Origin of the sequence: Alcanivorax sp., assembly GCF_017794965.1 — a bacterium.
Lineage (GTDB): Bacteria > Pseudomonadota > Gammaproteobacteria > Pseudomonadales > Alcanivoracaceae > Alcanivorax.
Genome location: NZ_CP051240.1, coordinates 3,932,872 through 3,952,339, shown reverse-complemented (window position 1 = coordinate 3,952,339; position 19,468 = coordinate 3,932,872). Strand labels below are relative to the sequence as shown.

Below are 19,468 nucleotides of genomic sequence, written 5' to 3'. Positions count from 1 at the left end.
CGTTATTGTTATCGGTGTCAGGGAAAACAATGTAAGAGAAAGGAAGATAGAAAAGCCCGGACAATTGGAGACAACATCCCGCAGAAACGGGACATCAGACAGCACTGCTTGTTGTTTGATATGCGTCTTGCCAGAACAGGACCCGGTTGCGCCCCTGCTCCTTGGCCTGATAAAGCGCCTGGTCAGCCAGGGAAAGCAACTGGGCCTCGGACCGTGGTGTCTGCCCGGCCGCATCCGCCAGCCATATGATGGCACCAAAACTGGCAGTGACATGGAGGATACCGCCGTCATCCAGTATCACCTTTGTCGATGCAATGGCATCCCGGCACCGCTCCAGCACATTGGCCGCACCGTCAGCATCCGTCTCCGGCATGACCAGCACAAATTCTTCACCGCCGATTCGCCCCACCAGATCACTCTCCCGCAAACAGGCATTGAGAGTCTCTGCCATCTTGACCAGCACCCGGTCTCCCGCACCGTGACCATACTGATCGTTGATCCGCTTGAAGTGATCAAGGTCCATGATGCAGATCGCCATGGGCAAGCCGCTACGACGCCCGCGCGCCAACTCATGCGCCAGCAACCTGAACAATTCGCGACGGTTGGCCAACCCGGTCAGGGGGTCATGCACCGCCTGGTCACGAATCTGGGCTTCACGGTAAATCCAGCGCCGCAGCAACAGGGATATCAGGGTGATCACTGTGGCAATGAAGGGCACCATGAAGGCTACCGTGCTGGCCACCCAATAATAGGACACCACTTCCCGGGTAATGGGGTAGGTAATAAAATAAATGGCGTGGGCGCTGTACTCCAGCACTGACAACCAGGCCAGCAGCAATACCACCAGAACGGAAAAGGCAAAGTTCCATGCCACCTGCGGGAACCCGAACAGGATGAATCCCACCAGGGGGGAACCCATCAACACCATACCGGTCATGGGGCTGTAGAAGCCCACCGTCCAGGCCAACAGGAGAAACCCGATACTGAAGAAGGACATGAAGGCGACAGGATAGTACCGCGAATGACGCTCACGGCGACGCAACAGGCTGCCCCAGGCAATCAGCCCCAGCCAACCAACCTGATTCAGGATCATCACCTGATTCATTACCTCTGCGCCTTCAGCAGAGACAAACTGCCGGGCAAAGTCGGTGAAATGAACGGTAAACAGGTGCCAGAGGTAGACAAGGCCCATATAGCCCCAGAGCAATACGGACAACAGCAAACATTTGTCCCTGTCGCTCCAGTCCAGCAATCGATATAGCGTCAACAGCCGTGCAGGTGTCTTTTTCATTATTCTTCGTGACCTGGTTCACACGGATAATATCATTATGACACTTTCGACTCGGTGCAAAGCTCCTTCACACAACGTCCATACCTGGCAGGCGACCAGTGGTCGGATAATGCCGTGGCCGAATCCTGACGACCCACCTCACTCGTAACTGAGATGGGTCGCCTTGCCGCGGAACACCCGGTAGATGAAGACGGTATAGCCAAGGATCATTGGCAACGCGATCACCGCGCCCCAGAAGGTAAAGAGCAGGGACTCTGTGGCCGACGCGGCCTCCCAGATGGACAACTGGCCCAGCACGACGTCCGGGAACAGGCTGTAGGCCAGGCCGATGCTGGCCAGCACACAGATCACGATCAGCGACAGAAAGGCCAGCCAGCCGTAGCCATTATCGAGAATTTGTCGGCTGTTGAAGATCCAGATCAACCCGGCATACGCCAGACCGGTGGCAATGGGAATTGGCATCAGGCCAATGGCGTTGGGCAGGGTGAACCACTTGGCGGCAATGGTCTCGCTCACCAGCGGCGTAGCGATAGACACCAGTAGCAGGAAGGCCCCCATGGGCAAGACTGCCAACCGCCCCCAGCGAGCCGCCTTCTGGAACAGCTCGCCTTCGGTTTTGATCAACAGCCAGGCAGCCCCCAGCATGATGTACAACGCCGGCAATGCCAGGCCAATCAACACCGCAAACAGGGTGCTGGTGGTATCCCCGGTGAGGCCGGTGACATAGGCTCCCAGCATCCAGCCCTGGCACACCGAGGCCACCAGTGAACCGATGGCAAACAGCCGGTTCCACATGGCCTTGTGTTGATCACCCGCCTTGACCCGAAAATCGAAAGAGACCCCACGCAAGATCAGCCCCATCAGCATGATGGTCACCGGCAGATACAGCGAGGTCAGCACGATACCGTGAGCCTGGGGAAAGGCGATCAGCAGGATACCCACGCCGAGTACGATCCAGGTTTCATTGGCATCCCAGAACGGCCCGATGGCCGCCACCATCACATCCTTTTCCTGATCAGAAGCAAAGGGCAGCAGCATGCCGATGCCCAGGTCGTAGCCATCCAACACTACGTAGATCAACAGCGCCAGGCCCATGGCCCCGGCAAAAAACAACGGCAACCAGTATCCAAGATCCATCATGCGTCTCCTTCGCTGCGTTCTGCTGCCATGGCCTGTTGCTGCGGTGACAACGACAGGGACCGGGCCGGCTTGGTGGCCAGATAACGCAATGCGGCGATATAGGCCACCAGCAGGAACGCGTACAGCAGCACATAGCCAAACAGGGTCCCGGCCACGGTGGCACTGCTGTGATCAGCCACCACCTCGGAGGTGCGCAGCAAGCCATCCACGATCCATGGCTGACGGCCGATCTCGGTCACATACCAGCCCGCCAGCACCGCCACCCAGCCGGAAAAGGTCATCACCGACAGGGCCCGTAATAACCACGGGTGCGCCGCGCTGCTTTCGTCCCGGGTACGGAACAGTCGCCACACGGCCCACCACCCCACCAGCACCATCAAGGTGCCCACCCCGACCATGACGCGGAATGACCAAAACACCGGCGCCACCGGCGGGTGATCACCTTCGAACTCATTCAACCCCTTCAGCTCGCCATCCCATTCATGGGTCAGAATCAGGCTGGCAAGGCCCGGCACCTTGATGGCCATGTGCGTGGTGCGAGCGTCTTCATCCGGGAAACCGAACAGGGTCAGGGGGGCATTCCTTTCGGTTTCCCAGACCCCTTCCATGGCGGCGATCTTGGCCGGCTGATGCTCAAGTGTGTTCAACCCGTGCATATCGCCGATCCACACCTGCAGCGGCGCCAGCACAGCAGCCATCAGCGCCCCGGTGCGCATGACCTTCCAGGTAGCCGGACCATCTACCTGCCTCAGCGCCCGCCAGGCGCTGACGCCCATGATCAGGAATGCTGCGGTGAGCAGGGAGGCATTGAACATGTGCGCAAAGCGATAGGGGAAGGAAGGATTGAAGATCACTTCCCACCAGCTCTCCACAAAGAACACCCCGTCCTCGATACGGTAACCGCTGGGCGTCTGCATCCAGGAGTTCAGGCTCAGGATCCAGAACGCGGAGAATGAGGTGCCCACCGCCACCAGCGCCGTGGCAATCAAGTGCGTGCGGTTGGACACCCTGTCCTTGCCGAACAGCATGATGCCCAGGAAGGAGGCCTCCAGGAAAAAGGCCGTGAGCACCTCATAGCCCAGCAGTGGGCCCGCTATGTTGCCAGCCCTTTCCATGAAGCCAGGCCAGTTGGTACCGAACTGGAAGCTCATGGTGATGCCCGAGACCACCCCCAGCGCAAAGCTCAGCGCAAAAATCTTTACCCAGAAGAAATAGGCGTATTCCCAGGCCTTGTCGCCGGACAGGGTATAACGCAGGCGGAAGTAGAACAGCACCCAGCACAGACCAATGGTGATGGTGGGAAACAGAATGTGAAAACTGATGTTGGCGGCAAACTGCAAGCGCGCCAGCAGGAAGGGGTCAAATTCCATTCCATATCTCCTGAAGGAATATCCATATAACCATACTATCAGGCTCTTCCGGGCTGCCCAGATGACAAATTGTCCATCCCTCTGCCAGACGTGAACAACGCGTCAGTAATAACACTACCTCTACAAAGGACACAATTCGTTAGATAGCGCACAACAAGGACACTACAGCGCCCTTTCTGTGCACCCAACAAAATGCATTTCATCATTTTTTGCAGCGCTGGCTGCGACTTCGATATCTGTACCGGAATTAACGGGAGAGTCCCATGAGCAAAACAAAAAAAGTGTTTCAGGCATTGAGTGCCGCCGCTGCGCTGACGCTCAGCAGTACCGCTTTCGCGGCGGTGGAGCGTACCTTCTGCGTATTCGACATCATCGGCGCCAGTGGCGACACCTACAACATGATGAAAGACTACAAGACCGCCGCCCTGGCCTGGGGGGTGGATGTGGAACTCAAGCCCTACACTGACGAAAAGATCGCCTCTGAAGATCTCAAGGCCAACCAGTGTGATGCCGCTGTTCTCACCGGCATCCGCGGTCGCCAGTTCAACAGCTACACCGGCAGCATGGATTCCATCGGCGCCATTCCCAGCTACGACGCCATGCAAACCGTGATCGCGGTACTGGCCAGTGGCAAAGTGGACCAGCATCTGGTGTCTGGCCCCTATGAAGTGGGTGGCGTGTTCCCCCTCGGCGCGGCCTTCCTGTTCCTCAAGGACAAGGAAATTGACACCGTGGAAGAGCTGGCCGGTAAATCCATCGCCGTTCTGGAGTACGATAGCGCCCAGGCCAACATGGCCTCCCGGGTGGGCATGTCTCCGGTCATGTCAGATATCACCAACTTCTCTACCCGCTTCAACAATGGCTCCGTGGATATCTGCTTTGCCCCGGTAATGGGTTATTCCGCTCTGGAACTCTACAAGGGCATGGCCCCCAGCGGCGGCATCCTGGATTACGTCCTCGGTCAGCTGAGCGCCCAGGTAATCATTCGCAAGGACCGCTTCCCGGACGGCTTCGGTCAGCAATCCCGCAAATTCATGTCTGGCCAGTTTGACCGCGCCATGAAGCTGATCGACAACGCCAGCAGCGAAATCGATGACAAATGGTGGATCCGCATCCCCGAGGCCGACAAGCTGCGTTACGACCAGATGATGCGCGAGGCCCGCATTGCCCTCACCAAAGATGGCGTTTACAACAAGGACATGATGAGCCTGCTGCGCAAGGTACGCTGCAAGCAGGAACCGTCCCGCGCCGAATGCGTCAACCCGGTGGAATAACCCCACCCGCTCCGGCCACCGGCACTCCCCGGTGGCCGGGGCCTCCCTGCCCCTTTCCCCACACCAATCCCCTTTCCGCACTGTTCACCGAGCCAACGGCAAATATTGTCGCCGGTAAATCACTGCGGGGCTCACCCGCCCTCTGTTACGCTGATGCACCCAGTCACGTGATGGAGTCACCATGAGCCCGACCTACGGCTTCCAGTTTGATAACAGCTACGCCCGGCTGCCCGAGGCCCTGTTTTCCCTCAGTGCCCCCCAGCCTGTGGCCAAGCCGGACATGGTGCTGTTCAACCACGCCCTGGCCGATGAATTGGGGTTGGACGCAGATGCCCTGGCCCAACAGCCAGACTGGTTCAGCGGCAACACGGAGATTCCCGGCAGCACCCCCCTGGCCCAGGCTTATGCCGGCCACCAGTTCGGTAACCTGACCATGCTCGGGGATGGACGCGCCATCCTGCTGGGTGAGCACCTCACAGAGGATGGCCGCCGGCGGGACATCCAGCTGAAAGGAGGCGGCCGCACCCCGTTTTCCCGCGGCGGCGATGGCCGTGCGGCCCTGGGGCCCATGCTCCGGGAATATGTCATCAGCGAAGCCATGCATGGCCTGGGTATACCCACTTCACGGAGCCTGGCAGTGGTGGCAAACGGGGAGCCGGTCTACCGGGACCAACCGCTGCCCGGCGCCATCCTTACCCGTGTGGCCGCCTCACACCTGCGCGTGGGCACCTTCCAGTACGCCGCCGCCCAGCAAGACCCTGCCCTGATGGACACCCTGATAGACTACACCCTGCACCGCCACTACCCGGACCAGCAGGGCAGCGACAACCCGGCGCTGGCGCTGCTGAACGCAGTAATAGCTGAGCAGATCGCCCTGGTAACCCACTGGATGCGGGTGGGTTTCATCCATGGTGTTCTCAATACAGACAACGTAACCCTCAGCGGTGAAACCATCGACTATGGCCCCTGTGCCTTCATGGATCGTTACGACCAGGACACCGTATTCAGCTCCATTGATCGCCAGAGCCGCTATGCGTTTGGCAACCAGCCGGCAATCACCCAGTGGAACCTGACCCGCTTTGCAGAAACCCTGCTCAGCCGCATGGATGACGATGTAGACCGCGCCATCGAGATGGCCACCGAGCGACTCAAGGGCTGGAGCAGCACCTATGATGCGAGCTGGCTGGCCATGATGCGAAACAAGCTGGGGCTGACAGGCAAGCAGGCAGAAGATGAAAGCCTGATCACGGATCTGCTCTCCCTGATGCAGTTACACAAGGCGGATTACACCAATACTTTTCGCCTGCTGATTGGCGGGCAACAACCGCAGGGCCAGGCTTACAACAATGATGCCTTTGCCAGCTGGCATGCACGCTGGCTGGCGCGCCTGGAACACGAAGGCAACGTTGATGACAGCTGGGCACGGATGCGACAGAACAACCCGGCTATCATTCCCCGCAACCATCAGGTGGAAAAGGCGTTACAGGCCGCAGAAGAAGACGGCGACCTCAGTGTGGTTAACCGTCTGCTGGCCGCACTGAGCGATCCTTACGCGGATCGCGATGCAGAGGACCCTTATGTGCAACCGCCGAAAGAGGATGAGGTGGTGTGCGCCACGTTTTGTGGGACGTGACGATTCCGCAGAGAGGAGTTGAAATGCGTTTCTGGAATCCTTGCCTCGCCTGGGCTCGGATCGCTTGCAGGCTCGCTCCTACAGGTTCTAACAAAGACCTGTGCCAGCTGCGTCTCAGTTCCTCGCTGTCGCTCGGTTCGCACCTCAAGTGGTGCTCCTACAGCGGCTTCGTAGAAATGCAGGAATCCCGGGAACTATTTCGGGTTTGCCTATCCAATCAAGCTCGTAGCTCGTAGCTCGTAGCTCGTAGCTCGTAGCTCGTAGCTCGTAGCTTGTAGCTCTCAGCCCAGCCGCAGGTGGTTATCCCACCAGCCACCGGGCAGGTCCAGCCAGTGGCTGGCTTGCTGGCCATCCCGGTAACCGAAGTAACGGCAACGTCCCTGCCCGGAGGTGACGGCAAAGCCGTCATCCACCACCCCCACACCCGCGCAATCGGCCATGGGCACCTCTATCAGGGTAGCGGCAGTATCCAGATCCCAGACGAAGAAGCGGTTGCCCCTCGGCGCCGTCATGGCCACCTGCCGACGGCGGCTGTGGATGGCAATACTGGCGGTATACTGGTCCATCATGGCCAACTGGGACGCCGCCACCGGAAAGGGTTGATAGGGCTGACCGGGACGCTTCACCGCCAGCAACGGCACCGATTCCCAGGCCTCGCCCTGATATTGCTGGCCAGTGACCACCGTGCCATCGTCCGCCACCGCCAGATGCCGAATACTGCTCTGCTGATGCTGCAGGGTTTCCTTGCTGAGAAGCTCACCCTGCCGATCCATGATCACCAGGCTGGGTGCCATGCTGTCCAGATTGGTTTTTTCGCGGCTGCCTTCGGTGCGAATGCCACCGTTGGCCACCACCAGGGATTCGCCGTCCGGCATCCAGGCCAGCTGGTGCGGCCCCACCCCATGGGTAGGCACTTCGCCTTCATGAATCAACTGCAGGGACTGCCGGTCCAGCCGATAACGTCCCAGCACGCCACGACCCGGCTCGCTCAAATCATTTTCAGTGGCATACAGCCAGTCGCCGCTACCGTGAAAGACCGCATGACCATAAAAATGCCGTTGCGGCTGGCTGTGCACGGTCTGTAACAGGCGACCATCACGCAGATCCACAAGATAACTTTCCCGGGACGGACGTCGGCCCACAAACAGCGCCAGGGGAAGAAACGGGTGGCGAGCCACATCATGGCAGCGCTCCGCCACCGGGGTGGCGAAAGCGCGGGAACCATCCAGGAAGTAGCCGGCACAGTAATGCCGGCCGGCATCATCATTGCGGGCTGACAGCAACAACGGCGACTGACCGCGCCCCTGCCAGAGCGACCAGCCCCCCAGCGCAGCCACCCCGCCCAATGCCGCGCCCATACCCAGAAGATGTCGTCGTGTCAGTGTCATGATCTACCCACCAGCCGACAACCGGCCAAAACCTGTAGGAGCCCAGCTTGCCTGGGCGAATAACGCGTTTCGAGTTTCGAAGAGCAAAGCCCGGGACGGCTGAAGGCGAAAGGTTTGCGCCTTGGATTTTCGCAACTCGAAACTCGTCACTCGCAACTGCTCTTAATCCCCATCATTGGCATTGAAACCAATCTGAATACCCAGATCCCGGGCCAGCTCGGTCTGCTGCAGGTTTTCCAGATGATCGATGGATTCGTACAACACCTTCAGCCGCGGCAGACTGGCCTTGTCCTGCACCATCTCCACCAGCGGGTCCGGCAGACCGGCCAGTTTCTGCGCGGTGTTTTCGTAGGCCGCATCAATGCGGGTCACCAGCTCGGCATCGCCCACCAGCGGCCGTACCCGCTCCCACAACGCCCGCGCGCCGGCCAGGGATTCCTGCAGGTTGCCGATGGAGTGCTGGCTACGCCAGGCTTCCGCCTGCCAGGGCTGCGGCACTCCGTTGTTCAGCCGGCCCATGGGCACGCCCAGTTTCTTCTTGAGCACATCCACCGCGGTGATTTGGGTACGCAGCATACTGGCCAACGCTTCATCGGCACTGGCATAGCGATCATTGGGGAACTGGGTCAGCGCCTTGAGCATGCCCTCCGGGCCTTCCCACATGGCCAGTACAGAGCCGGAAAGCGCCTGCTGATGACGGGCGATACCGGTCAGCAGCGGGCAGTAACGGGCCATGCTGTCCGCCAGCGCCACGGTTTCGTCAAACAGCACGTACTCGAAAGCAGTCAGCCCCTGCACCACCACACTTGCGCTTTCCAGCGCATCCGGGGTCAGGGGGTTGGAGGCATCCAGCAGCGCTTCCACCTGTCGGGCCACCAGGTTGCGCTTGTCCGGCCAGAACTGGACCTGCCAGCTACGGTTGCCTTCTGCCATGGGGCCAACCATTAGCGGCTGCAGGTAGGACCAACTCTGCAAGGCACGATAGAAAGACTGCTCCAGCGCCGGTCGGTCCAGCTCGCCGGCACAGAACCCTTCAGCGGCCACCCGCAAGGCACCGTTGCTGCCGTGCCACTGTTCATGGGCCGGCAACAGTACCTGATTGGCCAGCTGCACGGTGACTTCCTCGCGCGGGTTACTGCACGCGGATACCAGCACCGCCAGCAGGACCAGATAGACTGCACGCATTCGCTTTTCTCCTCTGCCGATCGCCAGATCAGAGTGAATTAAGGAACGCCAACAGCGCAGCACGCTGTTCGGCATCGAAGGTCAAAACCTTGTCACGGGAAGCCGCCGCTTCGCCACCGTGCCAGAGAATGGCTTCCATCAGATTGCGCGCCCGGCCATCGTGGAGAAACTGGGTATGGCCGTTCACCGCTTCAGTGAGACCAATTCCCCACAGCGGCGGGGTTCGCCACTCCTGCCCGTTGGCAAGAAACTCCGGACGGCCATCCGCCAGTCCCGGGCCCACATCATGCAGCAGCAGATCGGTGTAGGGGCGAATGGTCTGGTTGGCCAGCTCCGGTTCCGGGGCGTCGGCGGAGGTGGTGAAAGAAGGCACATGGCAGCCCTGACAGTTGGCTTCATGGAACAGGCTCTTGCCCTTCAGTACCTGGGGATCATCCACATTCCTTCGCGCCGGCACCGCCAGATTGCGGGTGTAGAAAGTCACGTTGTCGAGAATCTCGTCGCTCACCTCCGGGGTTCCCCCGTCCGGCAGGGCAAGGCAATCTTCCTGGCTGGGCGCGCAGGAATCCGTGGGCACCAGATGGCTGGTCAGCCCCATGTCGTTGGCGAAGGCTTCCGCATTCTGCTGACGCAGGCTGGGTTGACCGGCCTTCCAGCCAAAGCGCCCTACCTGCACCGTACCGCTGGCTCGATCCCACACCCGGTTGGCACGGCCACTGATACCGTCACCGTCTGCATCATCCGGGTCTTCGTTGGCCAGCAGATCCTCGTCACTGATCGCCTCAAGAAAACCCAGCCCGATCACCGGCGGTGCGATACGCGCCGAGAACAGCGTGGCCGGGTGCATCTCGCCATAGGCCAGATTACTGAACGTCAGCCGCGGCTTGCGCAATTCCACCTCGTGGCCATCGGCAAAGGTCATCACCAGCGGGGAATACTCCACCCGCACCCGCCCTTCCGGGACGATCCCGGGAATGGCCGCATCCTGGAACTGGCCACCGTAGTTGGGCTCGGCCACCAGACCGCTGCGGGTCAGATCATCGCCCTCGCCGGCAGGCACCGACAGGCGTACCAGCATGGACACTGCCTGCTTGGCCTCCGGGCCCGGCGGATGACCGCGGCCATCCTTGATATGACAGTTCTGACAGGCGTTGGTGTTGAACAACGGTCCCAACCCATCGCGGGCATCGGTGGACGCCGGGGCAATCACCCAGGGGTTGCGGAAGAAGCTGTTGCCGACACTGAAATCCAGACGCCGGGTGGGAGAAAGATTGGCCAGCGGCAGCGAAAAGGCATTCTGGTCCGTTTTGGTCACGGTACCCTCACCCGCGGACAGGTGCTCTCCGGGTTCCGCCTGGGTAAAGGTCGGGCCGGTATCACAACCGACCAGCAAGCCGGCAAGGGAGAGAGACAACAAGGTATAACGCAAGGCAAGTATCCTTCCAGAATGACAAAAGCCACGTGACGGCGGCACCATTTCCCGGCGGCAAGTAAAACGCCGCCTGGATGGGCGGCGTCATCTTACCAGTTAACCAGAATCAATTTCAGAACTGGTGATCAGCCGTGTCAGGATTGAGCGCCTTGATATCCAGAACCAGGGCGGCCTTTTCGATACCCCCGGTCTGCTCCACCAGGGCATTGATGGCACCGTTGATTACAGCCGCGCCCTCGGCATTGCCCGGGGCGATCAGCTGATCAAAGTGTGTACCATTGGCCGCATTGTCCACCAGCACCTGCAGGGCAGCTTCCGATGCCTGCAGCTCCTGCTTGAGCGCCTGGTCCGCCTCCGGGTCATTGGCCATCACCAGATCACTCAACGACGGGCCATTCAGCGTCTCACCATTCACCCGCTGGTATTCGCCCAGATAGATATTGCGAATGCCCTTGCCGTTGTAAAAGTGGGAGAAGTGCGTGTTGTCACTGAAGCAATCATGCTCATCTTCCGGCGAGTGCGCCGCCAGGGCCACCTTCATCCGTTCACCGGCCAGCTCGCCCAGGGACAGGCTGCCCATGCCGAACAGCATCTTGCGCAACCCGTTCCTGGGATCATCCGCTTCCAGTTCGGCGCGGTAGTTGTCTGCCCCCGGTTGCCACTGGGCCACCATGAACTCCAGATCCTCGATCAACAACTCGGTCACCGCCTTGAGGTAAGCCCGGCGACGCTCGTTATGGCCGCCAGTGGCAGTGCCGTCGGTGGCGAAATCCGTCGCAGGGCGCTGCCCGGCACCCGCATCGGTGCCGTTGAGATCCTGCCCCCAGAGGAGAAATTCGATGGCGTGGTAACCGGTGGCCACGTTGACCTCCGAACCGCCCAGTTCATTGAGGCTGGCCAGCAACTCGCCGTTCAGATTGCTCAGGTCCAGGGTCTGCTCACCGATCGTCAGCGACTCGCTGGCAATGATGTTGGCACGGGCGCCCGGGTTGCCCATCACCGCCTGATAGCTGTCATCCACATAATCGATCAGCCCTTCATCCAGAGGCCAGGCATTCACCTGCCCTTCCCATTCGTCCACCACCCGGTTGCCAAACCGGAACACTTCGGTCTGCATGTAGGGAACCCGTGCGACCTTCCAGGCTTCACGGGCGGCAGCCAGGGTCTCGGCAGAGGGATCTGCCAGCAAGGCATCAATGGCCGACTGCAGCGACTTCGCCTGGGCCAACGCATCGCTGTACACCGCCAGGGCCAACTCGCCGTAATGGCTGACCACCTGCCGGGCCTGCGCTTCGTCATAGGGGGCAGCAGGGGCGGCGGGGGGCTCATCACTACAACCGGCAATCCACAGGGAGGACAGCAGCAGCCCTCCGGCAGCAACACGGGTCAACATAGGGTTTCCTCAATTTGATACTCGACAGCAAAGCAGGGCTTCCCGGACAACCGGACTACCCAAAAACACAATAATGCGAATTATTCTCATTATTTTAAAGGGATAACGGCAAAAAAACACCGATTCGGGGCTGTTGTCCGGCAATTCCGGGGGTAAAAAGGGGGATACATCAGGTTTCCATGGTGAACGCAGTTCATATCAGGCCTAGAATGCAGCTCGCAGCAAACGCTGTCGCGGTCCTGTCCGCCCTCACTCTGCGAGACAACCTTATGACTACTGTGCTCCTCATTCTGGTATCTCTGGGCTTTGTGTCCATCGTCATTGAAGACATCGTGCATATCGACAAAGCCAAGACCACCTTGTTTTTCGGATCCTTTGCCTGGCTGTTGTTCTTCATTGCTCCACCCTCACACCTCAGCCATGCCGAGCTGATGGACAGCCTGAATGAAAACCTGCTGGACATCGCCACCCTGTGGCTGTTCCTGATGGCCGCCATGACCTTCGTGGCGTACCTGTCCGGCAAGGGCATCATCGACAACATGGTCAACCGGCTGCTGCCAGCGCGGATCAGTGAACGCAAACTGATGCTGCTCACCGGGCTGTTCGCCTTTCTGTTCTCCTCCATGGCGGACAACATTACCGCCACCTTGGTGTGTATTGCCGTATTGATGAACCTGGACCTGCCGGCCCGGAAAATGATGCGTTATCTGGTGCTGGTGGTGTTCTCGGTGAATGCCGGGGGAACCGCGTTGATTACCGGTGATGTCACCACCCTGATGATTTTCCTGGCTGGCAAGGTGGCCATTCCGGATCTGCTGCTACTCAGCCTTCCCGCGGGCGCTGCGGTGGCCGTACTGGCGGGCCTGCTGTCGCTGGGACTCGATGGCGAACTGCACATCAAGAAACAGGCCCGGGTCATCGACCGGGGTGACAAGGTCATCGCCCTGCTGTTTTTTGCCACCATCCTCGGCACCATTGCCGCCAATGTGGCGTTTGGCATCCCGCCGGTGCTGAGCTTTCTGTTCGGTCTGTCACTGATGTTCATGGTGGTACAATTCATGAACAAGGATGAACCGGTTCTGGAATACATCCGCAAGATCGAATTCGACACCCTGCTGTTTTTCCTTGGCGTATTGTTACTGGTGGGCATGCTCAAGGAACTGGGCATGCTGGCCTACTTCCCGGCACTCTACGAAGTGATGCCCCCGGTAGCCGCCAACTTCGTCGTGGGCATGGCCTCGGCCCTGTTCGACAACGTGCCACTGACCGCCGCCCTGCTCAATTCCGGTATTGAGATGACCCTGCCAGAATGGCTGTCACTGACCTATTCGGTGGGGGTTGGCGGTGCCTTGCTGGTGATTGGTTCCGCCGCCGGCGTGATCGCCATGAGCAAGGTGGAAGCCCTCACATTTGGCTCCTACCTGCGCTACTTCGGCTATCTGCTGGCGGCGTACAGTGTGGGCTTTGTGGCGGTATTGGGCCTGGGGACGTTGCTGTAATAAAAGCTACAAGCTACAAGCTGCAACGCGAGCCCAGACAGTAGATGTTGAAATAACGTGCCGCGGACAAATGCTTTGGCGCGGGCAAAGGCATAGATGATACATAAGACTTTCTCGCGTTGTAGCTTGAAGCTTGCCTCTTAAACCTGAAACGCCGGGTGATAGTGAACTTCCGCATCCGGCCAGGTGCCGTTGAGCAGTAACGCCTGAAAATATTCAGCCGGTACGCCTGCAAGACGCAACAGCGGTGTGGCGACAAAGCCGAAGCGTTCATACCAGGTCGGATCCCCCAGTAGCACGCAGCCGTGGGCACCCTGTTTCTTCAGCGCATCCAGCCCCGCCAGCACCAGCTGGCTGCCAACGCCCTTCCCCTGCCATTCCGGTAGCACCGATACCGGCCCCAGGCCGTACCAGTGGCTGGCACCGCAGGAAAGTGTCACCGGGGAGAAGGCGATGTGCCCCACCAGCTCAGCCTCCAGTTCCGCCACCAGCGAAAGGGAGAGAGCTCCCTCGTTTCGGAGAGCATCCACGATAAAGGGTTCCCGTTGATCGCTGTGGGAAACGTTGGCAAACGCCTCTGCGGTGAGGGCGTGAATGGCCGGGATATCGCCGGGCTGCTCAGTGCGAAGATGGAAGGATGGCATGGAGCACTCCTTTGCGTCAGGCCAGTGCCCAGGGGGCTTGCGGAAAAGCACGGGGGCTTCAAGCGAAGCGCCATCGCCGAAGGTTACAAGTGAAGCGAGGGCCCGGGGCGCCGCCGAAAAAGCGTTTCTGGAATCCTTACCTCGCTGAGGCTCGGATCGCGGTCGAACGACCGTTATTCGCTACGCTCACCCTTCGGGCCGCACTGCGTGCGTTACTCCGCTTCGCTACGTTCCTACAGCGGCTGATCAGGTTCCCAAACCGCCGAACTCAACGATCTGAAAGTCTTTTCCGTTTGTCTCAAAACCCCGGGAACTTTCCCGGCTTTCCCTATCGAATCAAGCGTAGCTTGTAGCTTGTAGCTTGTAGCTTGTAGCTTGTAGCTTGTAGCTTGTAGCTTGTAGCTTGTAGCTTGTAGCTTGTAGCTTGTAGCTTGTAGCTAGTTCGCGCCGTACAGGTCGCTGTCCAGATCCTTTAGATCCTGATCCATCTGCTTCCAGCTGTCGCCGGCATGGGTGCCGTCCAGGTCCGCCAGTTCATGGTATTCATCAATGCGCTGCTGCATGTCGGTGAGGACTTCCTGCAGGGCCAGGCGATGGCGCTCCGCTTCGGTGTTCACATCACCGCTGTCACCCAGCGATTTTTGCTCCAGTTGCAGCAGTTCGTTTTCCAGTTCATCAAGTTTGCTCTTGATGTCGGTGATCATTGTCTTAACGTCTTCCATCATCGCACTCCAGGTTCCGATCAGGATTCAGAGGCTGCCAGGCTCAGGTTGCCGCGATTTGTTTACCGAGGTCAACTCTGGCACCAGTAATGGCGGCCTCCGTCTGACAATCGGTCATGGATCAACAATTTTTCTCACAATTCCACGTATGGTTGATCCATCCACTTTCCGCTACATTCGCAGTTAGCCACCAGAATACGCACAACAGCAGGACAACCATGAAAAAAGCCGTACAGCGGGCAGAATTGCTCAAAGACATGATTCAGGAGGCCGTCGATGATGGCGCCACCACCGTGGAAGACGTGCACCAGCACATCGCCAGCTTGCCATTTGACGCCCTGGAAAAACTGGGGCTGTTTGAAGAGCAGGCCGCTTCCCTGAAAGACAAACAGCGCAAGACCATTGGCATGGTCTACGACACCATTCGCCGCATCAACAACGATATCGGCAGCCTGATATCCGAACAGTTCGCGGCATTGGAAGATGCCGAAGAAGCCAGCAAGAACATGGACAAAGGCAGCGAAGAATAGGACGGCCTGACGCCTGACGTAAAAGGCCCGCCCGGTAACCCGGCGGGTCTTTTGCGTCGGTAAAACACTCGCTATTCCCCCCTGTAGGAGCCCAGCTTGCCTGGGCGATCCGAGCGACAGCGAGGCAAGGATTCCAGAAACGCGTATCGAACCTCAAAATCCAAACCGCTTTCCAGGTTCCATGCTGCTGGTTTCGCCTATCGAAACTCGTTACTCGCAACTCGACGCTTTTCACCTCGCCCTGGCTCGGATCGCCTGCAAGCAGGTTATTCGCTTCGCTGCCCCGCACTCGGTGCGTTACTTCGCTACGCTACGTTCCTACGGACTCTAACGACGACAGGCGCCAACTGCATCTCAGTTCCTCGCTGTCGCTCGGTTCGTCCCCTGGAAGGGAACTCCTACAGCGGCTTCGTAGAATTGCAGAAACTCGGGAACTTTTCCGGGTTTCTCTATCCGACCAAGCGTAGCTTGTAGCTTGTAGCTTGTAGCTTGTAGCTTGTAGCTTGTAGCTTGTAGCTACCAGCTTGAGCCTGCCTGAATATACCAGGCGGTGTCTTCCGGACCACGGGCCACATCGATCCCCATAGTCATGCCATAACGGCGTGCCATCAGGTAACGAAAACCGGCCCCGTAACTATTGGCCACCTCGGCATCCGACAGCTCACTGACACTTTCAGCAGCACGCCCGCCACCGGCAAAGAAATTGAAACGCCAACGCAGTGAGGCTTTCCAGGTGGCTTCTACCTCCGCCAGGGCCACCGACTTGCCCTGGTAGCGCACCGCCGGAATCCCGCGCAAGTCCACATAAGGGGACACATAGGGAGGCAAACGGGCACTGTCGCCGGCATCAATGCCGTCGTACTGCATGCGCAGGGCAAAATTGAAGTGCTCGTTCACGTTCCAGTAATTCAGCCCTTCCAGGGTATAGCTGCCATAGTTCACATCACTGCCAATGCTGTCGCCGTACCAGACATAGTTAGCGGTGTAATACAGTCCGTTCAGCGGCGCCATGGGATTGTCCCGGGAGTCGTATTCCGCCAACACCCCCAACCCGGACGTGCGGATGGTTTCCCCCAGTTGATTATCCAGGAAACGATTCACCGCCGCTTCGAGGCGAGGATTGGGCAACTGGATATCTTCTGCCAGATCCAGTTCGACCTGACGATAGGTTTGTCTCATCCCCACCATCAAGCGACTGCTTCCCAGCCGGAATTTCAATTCCTGAATGACGGCCGGTCCCTTGAGGTTCAATTCAATCGGCTGGTCGATATTACGGCCACCGAAATTATAGAAATCCAGATTCAGGTCTGGCACCAGCGCAAAGCCCCGGTAGCGAATGGTGTCATTGCGCCAGAACCCCATATGCCCCGCTGCCGCCGCCCGGGTACCGTTCTCGGTGGCCGCCAGGCCCAGCATGCTGATGTTGTTGGGGAGGATAGCCGGCGCATTGCCTTCCACCCGCTGCTGCTTCTGCTCCTCACTTTCATGAAAGAACACGCCTACCACACCCAGCCCATTGCCCACGGCGGGCTCGGTGATCACCACGGGGACTGGCATGAAGCTAAAGGGAAGCTCTGACAGAAAACGGCTGGCATCCGGCATGCCGTCTTCCGGGTCGGTCATGTATTCTTCCATGAAGCCCGCCTGCGCCGCCCCCCACAGCCCACAGACCAATACTGCAGCCCCGATTCGCTTCCTTTCCATACCCTCTCCCGGGTTTGTAATCCTGCCCATGCTGAGGTTTGATTACCCCATCGATGACTTATCCTACAAGCGCCATGACCGCACTGCCAAAACTTGTCGCCATTCTGGTTCTATCCACCCTCTTTGCCTCAGGCTGCCAGAGCGCCCCGCCTTACGATCCGCAACAGCGCCCGGAAAGCACCACCCTGGTGAATACCGACTCACCACTGGTGACAGGGCTGCGATCCCGTGAGGCTGCGCATGAAGGGCAGTCCGGCTTCTACCTTCTGCACGATGGCCTGTCCGCATTTCTGGCCCGTATTGCCCTGATCGAAAACGCCCAAACCAGCCTGGACTTGCAGTACTACATCTTCACCCACGATGTGACCGGGCGCATCATCATCAGCCGCCTGCTGAGTGCCGCAGACCGTGGCGTGCGGGTAAGGGTGCTGGTGGATGACATGGGCACACAACTTCACAACCCGTTGGTGGCCCGGCTGGATCAACACCCCAACATCGAAATTCGCGTCTTCAATCCTGTCGCGTCACGCAATGGTGCGGCAAGAAACTGGGAAATTCTCAAGGAGTTCAGCCGCACCAATCACCGCATGCATAACAAGCTGATGGTGGCAGATGGGGTGGCCATCATCACCGGCGGACGTAATCTGGGGGACCTGTATTTTTCCAGCACCAATATCGATTTCCAGGACATCGATATCCTTGCCGTCGGCCCCATCGTACCGCCGGCCAGCGGCAGCTTTGACGAGTACTGGGCCTACCCCGCCAGCGTACCCGTGCACCTGTTGCTCAACGCGGAGGACAGCGACACGGATCTGGCCACCCTGCGGCAAAACCTGAGCGATTTTCTCGAAGAGCAGAAAAACTCGGAGTTTATCAACGCATTACGGACCAGCACTCTGAGTGAGGCAATGAAGGACGGTAACGTGCCCTTCCACTGGGGGAACGCATCACTGTTGGTGGACACTCCCAAGAAAGTCCTGGAACACGCCGACCTGCATGCGTCCTTCTATCTCGGCGCGGATCTGAAAACCATTCTGGAATCCAGCCGTGACCGGGTGAAGATCAGCACCGCCTACTTTGTCCCCGGAGACAAGGGCGTGGCGCTGTTCAACAGCCTGGAAGAACGTGACGTTTCCGTGCAGATTCTCACCAACTCCCTCAGCACCACGGATGTGGCCATTGTCCACAGCGGCTACATGGATTATCGCAAGCCTTTGCTGAAAGGCGGGGTAGAGCTCTGGGAACTGCGCTCCACCGCGGGTCAACACAAGCGCATGCACTGGTTCAAAGGCCGCTCTCGCGCCAGCCTGCACGCCAAGACCATGGTCATTGATGACCGGCTTTCCGTGGTCGGTTCGGTGAACCTGGATGCCCGCTCGATCCTGCAGAACACCGAGATCGCCCTGCTGATCGACAGCCCGGCCATCAACCAGGAACTCAGTGACATTTTCGATCGCTGGGTCGCCGGGGATTCTGCCTGGTCAGTGCGATTTGATGATCAAGGAGATCTGCGCTGGACTGCCGACACCGCGCAGGGCCGGCTGGAAGAAGACCATGACCCGGAAACCTCCGCCTGGTCCCGCTTCAAGATATGGCTGCTGTCCTGGCTGCCCATCGACAGCCAGATATAGCACGCCTGACGCCTGACGCCTGACGCCTGACGCCTGACGCCTGACGCCTGACGCCTGACGCCTGACGCAAAAAGGCCCGCCCGGTAAACCGGGCGGGCCTTTTTGCGTCGAAAGCACTCGCTAGAACCTGCTGTAGGAGCGGTCGTTCGACCGCGATCCGAGCCTAAGCGAGGCAAGGATTCCAGATACGCCTGTCCAAGATAAAAAACCGTGCCAGGCACACGATCTGGGGTTTTGCCTTTCGAAACTCGCTTCTGGTAATTCGTAACTTGATTACCTCGCTGAGGCTCGGATCGCGGTCGAACGGCCGTTATTCCCTACGCTCCCCCCTCCTCCCCGGCACAAAAGGCTTCTACCGCCTCGGGAGTATTCGCCAGGCCCCGGTCCTCAGCCAGCTCCCAGCTACGCACACATTCCTGGATAGTCGGGCACCATTGGTAACCTGCTGAGCCGAGGCACCCGTGACGATCCCGGTCTGCGCCCACCGGTTTCGGCCCACAGCCCGCCAACAACAGCATTGCAACCATCACGACCGCCTTCATCATCCATCTCCTGCTGACATATTGCCCAGTATTACAGAAATCCGCCCCATATCCCCCAACCGACAGACGCATTATCATCCCACCCCTTTC

At 59.1% G+C, this 19,468-nt stretch carries 16 protein-coding genes; 5 read left to right on the top strand and 11 right to left on the bottom strand.

Features of this window, described 5'->3' with window-relative positions; all coding sequences use genetic code 11:
- Positions 1-94: 94 nt before the first annotated feature.
- From HF945_RS17295 to HF945_RS17285, 3 genes are all read right to left on the bottom strand, one after another.
- Complete coding sequence (locus HF945_RS17295) at positions 95-1,291, bottom strand: GGDEF domain-containing protein (RefSeq protein ID WP_290523801.1); 1,197 nt, start codon at positions 1,289-1,291, stop codon at positions 95-97.
- Positions 1,292-1,429: 138 nt separating this feature from the next.
- Positions 1,430-2,431 carry a cytochrome d ubiquinol oxidase subunit II gene (locus HF945_RS17290; protein ID WP_290523800.1) on the bottom strand — a complete coding sequence of 334 codons (1,002 nt, stop codon included), beginning with the start codon at positions 2,429-2,431 and terminating at the stop codon, positions 1,430-1,432.
- A complete protein-coding gene (locus HF945_RS17285; protein WP_290523799.1) occupies positions 2,428-3,801 on the bottom strand; it encodes a cytochrome ubiquinol oxidase subunit I in 1,374 nt (457 codons plus the stop codon). The genes HF945_RS17290 and HF945_RS17285 overlap by 4 nt, the downstream gene beginning before the upstream one ends.
- 263 nt (positions 3,802-4,064) lie before the next feature.
- Between HF945_RS17285 and HF945_RS17280 the strand changes: the two genes are divergently transcribed.
- Together HF945_RS17280 and HF945_RS17275 are read left to right on the top strand one after the other, a co-directional pair.
- The gene (locus HF945_RS17280) at positions 4,065-5,075 is read left to right on the top strand and encodes a putative solute-binding protein (RefSeq protein WP_161319139.1); all 1,011 of its coding nucleotides are present in this window, start codon (positions 4,065-4,067) and stop codon (positions 5,073-5,075) included.
- 181 nt (positions 5,076-5,256) lie between these two features.
- Positions 5,257-6,708 (top strand): protein adenylyltransferase SelO, encoded by a 1,452-nt coding sequence (locus HF945_RS17275; RefSeq protein WP_290523798.1) that lies wholly within the window; start codon positions 5,257-5,259, stop codon positions 6,706-6,708.
- Positions 6,709-6,989: 281 nt separating this feature from the next.
- Here HF945_RS17275 and HF945_RS17270 read toward each other — a convergent pair whose 3' ends face one another.
- The 4 genes from HF945_RS17270 to HF945_RS17255 all read right to left on the bottom strand — a co-directional run bounded on the left by HF945_RS17270 (position 6,990) and on the right by HF945_RS17255 (position 12,106).
- Positions 6,990-8,096 (bottom strand): DUF1513 domain-containing protein, encoded by a 1,107-nt coding sequence (locus tag HF945_RS17270; RefSeq protein ID WP_290523797.1) that lies wholly within the window; start codon positions 8,094-8,096, stop codon positions 6,990-6,992.
- A 162-nt stretch (positions 8,097-8,258) separates the two neighbouring features.
- Positions 8,259-9,281, bottom strand: coding sequence for an imelysin family protein (locus tag HF945_RS17265; RefSeq protein ID WP_290523796.1), 1,023 nt, complete (start codon positions 9,279-9,281; stop codon positions 8,259-8,261).
- 28 nt (positions 9,282-9,309) lie between these two features.
- Complete coding sequence (locus HF945_RS17260; protein WP_290523795.1) at positions 9,310-10,710, bottom strand: di-heme oxidoredictase family protein; 1,401 nt, start codon at positions 10,708-10,710, stop codon at positions 9,310-9,312.
- 115 nt (positions 10,711-10,825) lie between these two features.
- Complete coding sequence (locus tag HF945_RS17255) at positions 10,826-12,106, bottom strand: imelysin family protein (protein WP_290523794.1); 1,281 nt, start codon at positions 12,104-12,106, stop codon at positions 10,826-10,828.
- 269 nt (positions 12,107-12,375) lie between these two features.
- Here HF945_RS17255 and nhaD point away from each other — a divergent pair, with 269 nt between their 5' ends.
- The gene (gene nhaD / locus HF945_RS17250; protein ID WP_290523793.1) at positions 12,376-13,605 is read left to right on the top strand and encodes a sodium:proton antiporter NhaD; all 1,230 of its coding nucleotides are present in this window, start codon (positions 12,376-12,378) and stop codon (positions 13,603-13,605) included.
- Between the two features lie 140 nt (positions 13,606-13,745).
- Here nhaD and HF945_RS17245 read toward each other — a convergent pair whose 3' ends face one another.
- Together HF945_RS17245 and HF945_RS17240 are read right to left on the bottom strand one after the other, a co-directional pair.
- Positions 13,746-14,249, bottom strand: a complete 504-nt coding sequence (locus HF945_RS17245) for an N-acetyltransferase (RefSeq protein WP_290523792.1) — start codon at positions 14,247-14,249, stop codon at positions 13,746-13,748.
- 437 nt (positions 14,250-14,686) lie between these two features.
- Positions 14,687-14,974 (bottom strand): hypothetical protein, encoded by a 288-nt coding sequence (locus HF945_RS17240; RefSeq protein ID WP_290523791.1) that lies wholly within the window; start codon positions 14,972-14,974, stop codon positions 14,687-14,689.
- Between the two features lie 215 nt (positions 14,975-15,189).
- On the opposite strand from HF945_RS17240, the gene HF945_RS17235 reads away from it, so the two are divergent.
- Positions 15,190-15,501 (top strand): hypothetical protein, encoded by a 312-nt coding sequence (locus tag HF945_RS17235; RefSeq protein ID WP_290523790.1) that lies wholly within the window; start codon positions 15,190-15,192, stop codon positions 15,499-15,501.
- Positions 15,502-16,017: 516 nt separating this feature from the next.
- On the opposite strand, the gene HF945_RS17230 is transcribed toward HF945_RS17235, so the two are convergent.
- Positions 16,018-17,205 carry a BamA/TamA family outer membrane protein gene (locus HF945_RS17230; protein WP_290523789.1) on the bottom strand — a complete coding sequence of 396 codons (1,188 nt, stop codon included), beginning with the start codon at positions 17,203-17,205 and terminating at the stop codon, positions 16,018-16,020.
- Between the two features lie 53 nt (positions 17,206-17,258).
- Between HF945_RS17230 and HF945_RS17225 the strand changes: the two genes are divergently transcribed.
- Positions 17,259-18,836 carry a phospholipase D family protein gene (locus HF945_RS17225; RefSeq protein ID WP_290523788.1) on the top strand — a complete coding sequence of 526 codons (1,578 nt, stop codon included), beginning with the start codon at positions 17,259-17,261 and terminating at the stop codon, positions 18,834-18,836.
- Positions 18,837-19,153: 317 nt separating this feature from the next.
- Here HF945_RS17225 and HF945_RS17220 read toward each other — a convergent pair whose 3' ends face one another.
- Entirely contained in the window at positions 19,154-19,381 is a 228-nt protein-coding gene (locus tag HF945_RS17220; RefSeq protein WP_290523787.1) for a serine protease, read from the bottom strand.
- Positions 19,382-19,468 lie beyond the last annotated feature (87 nt).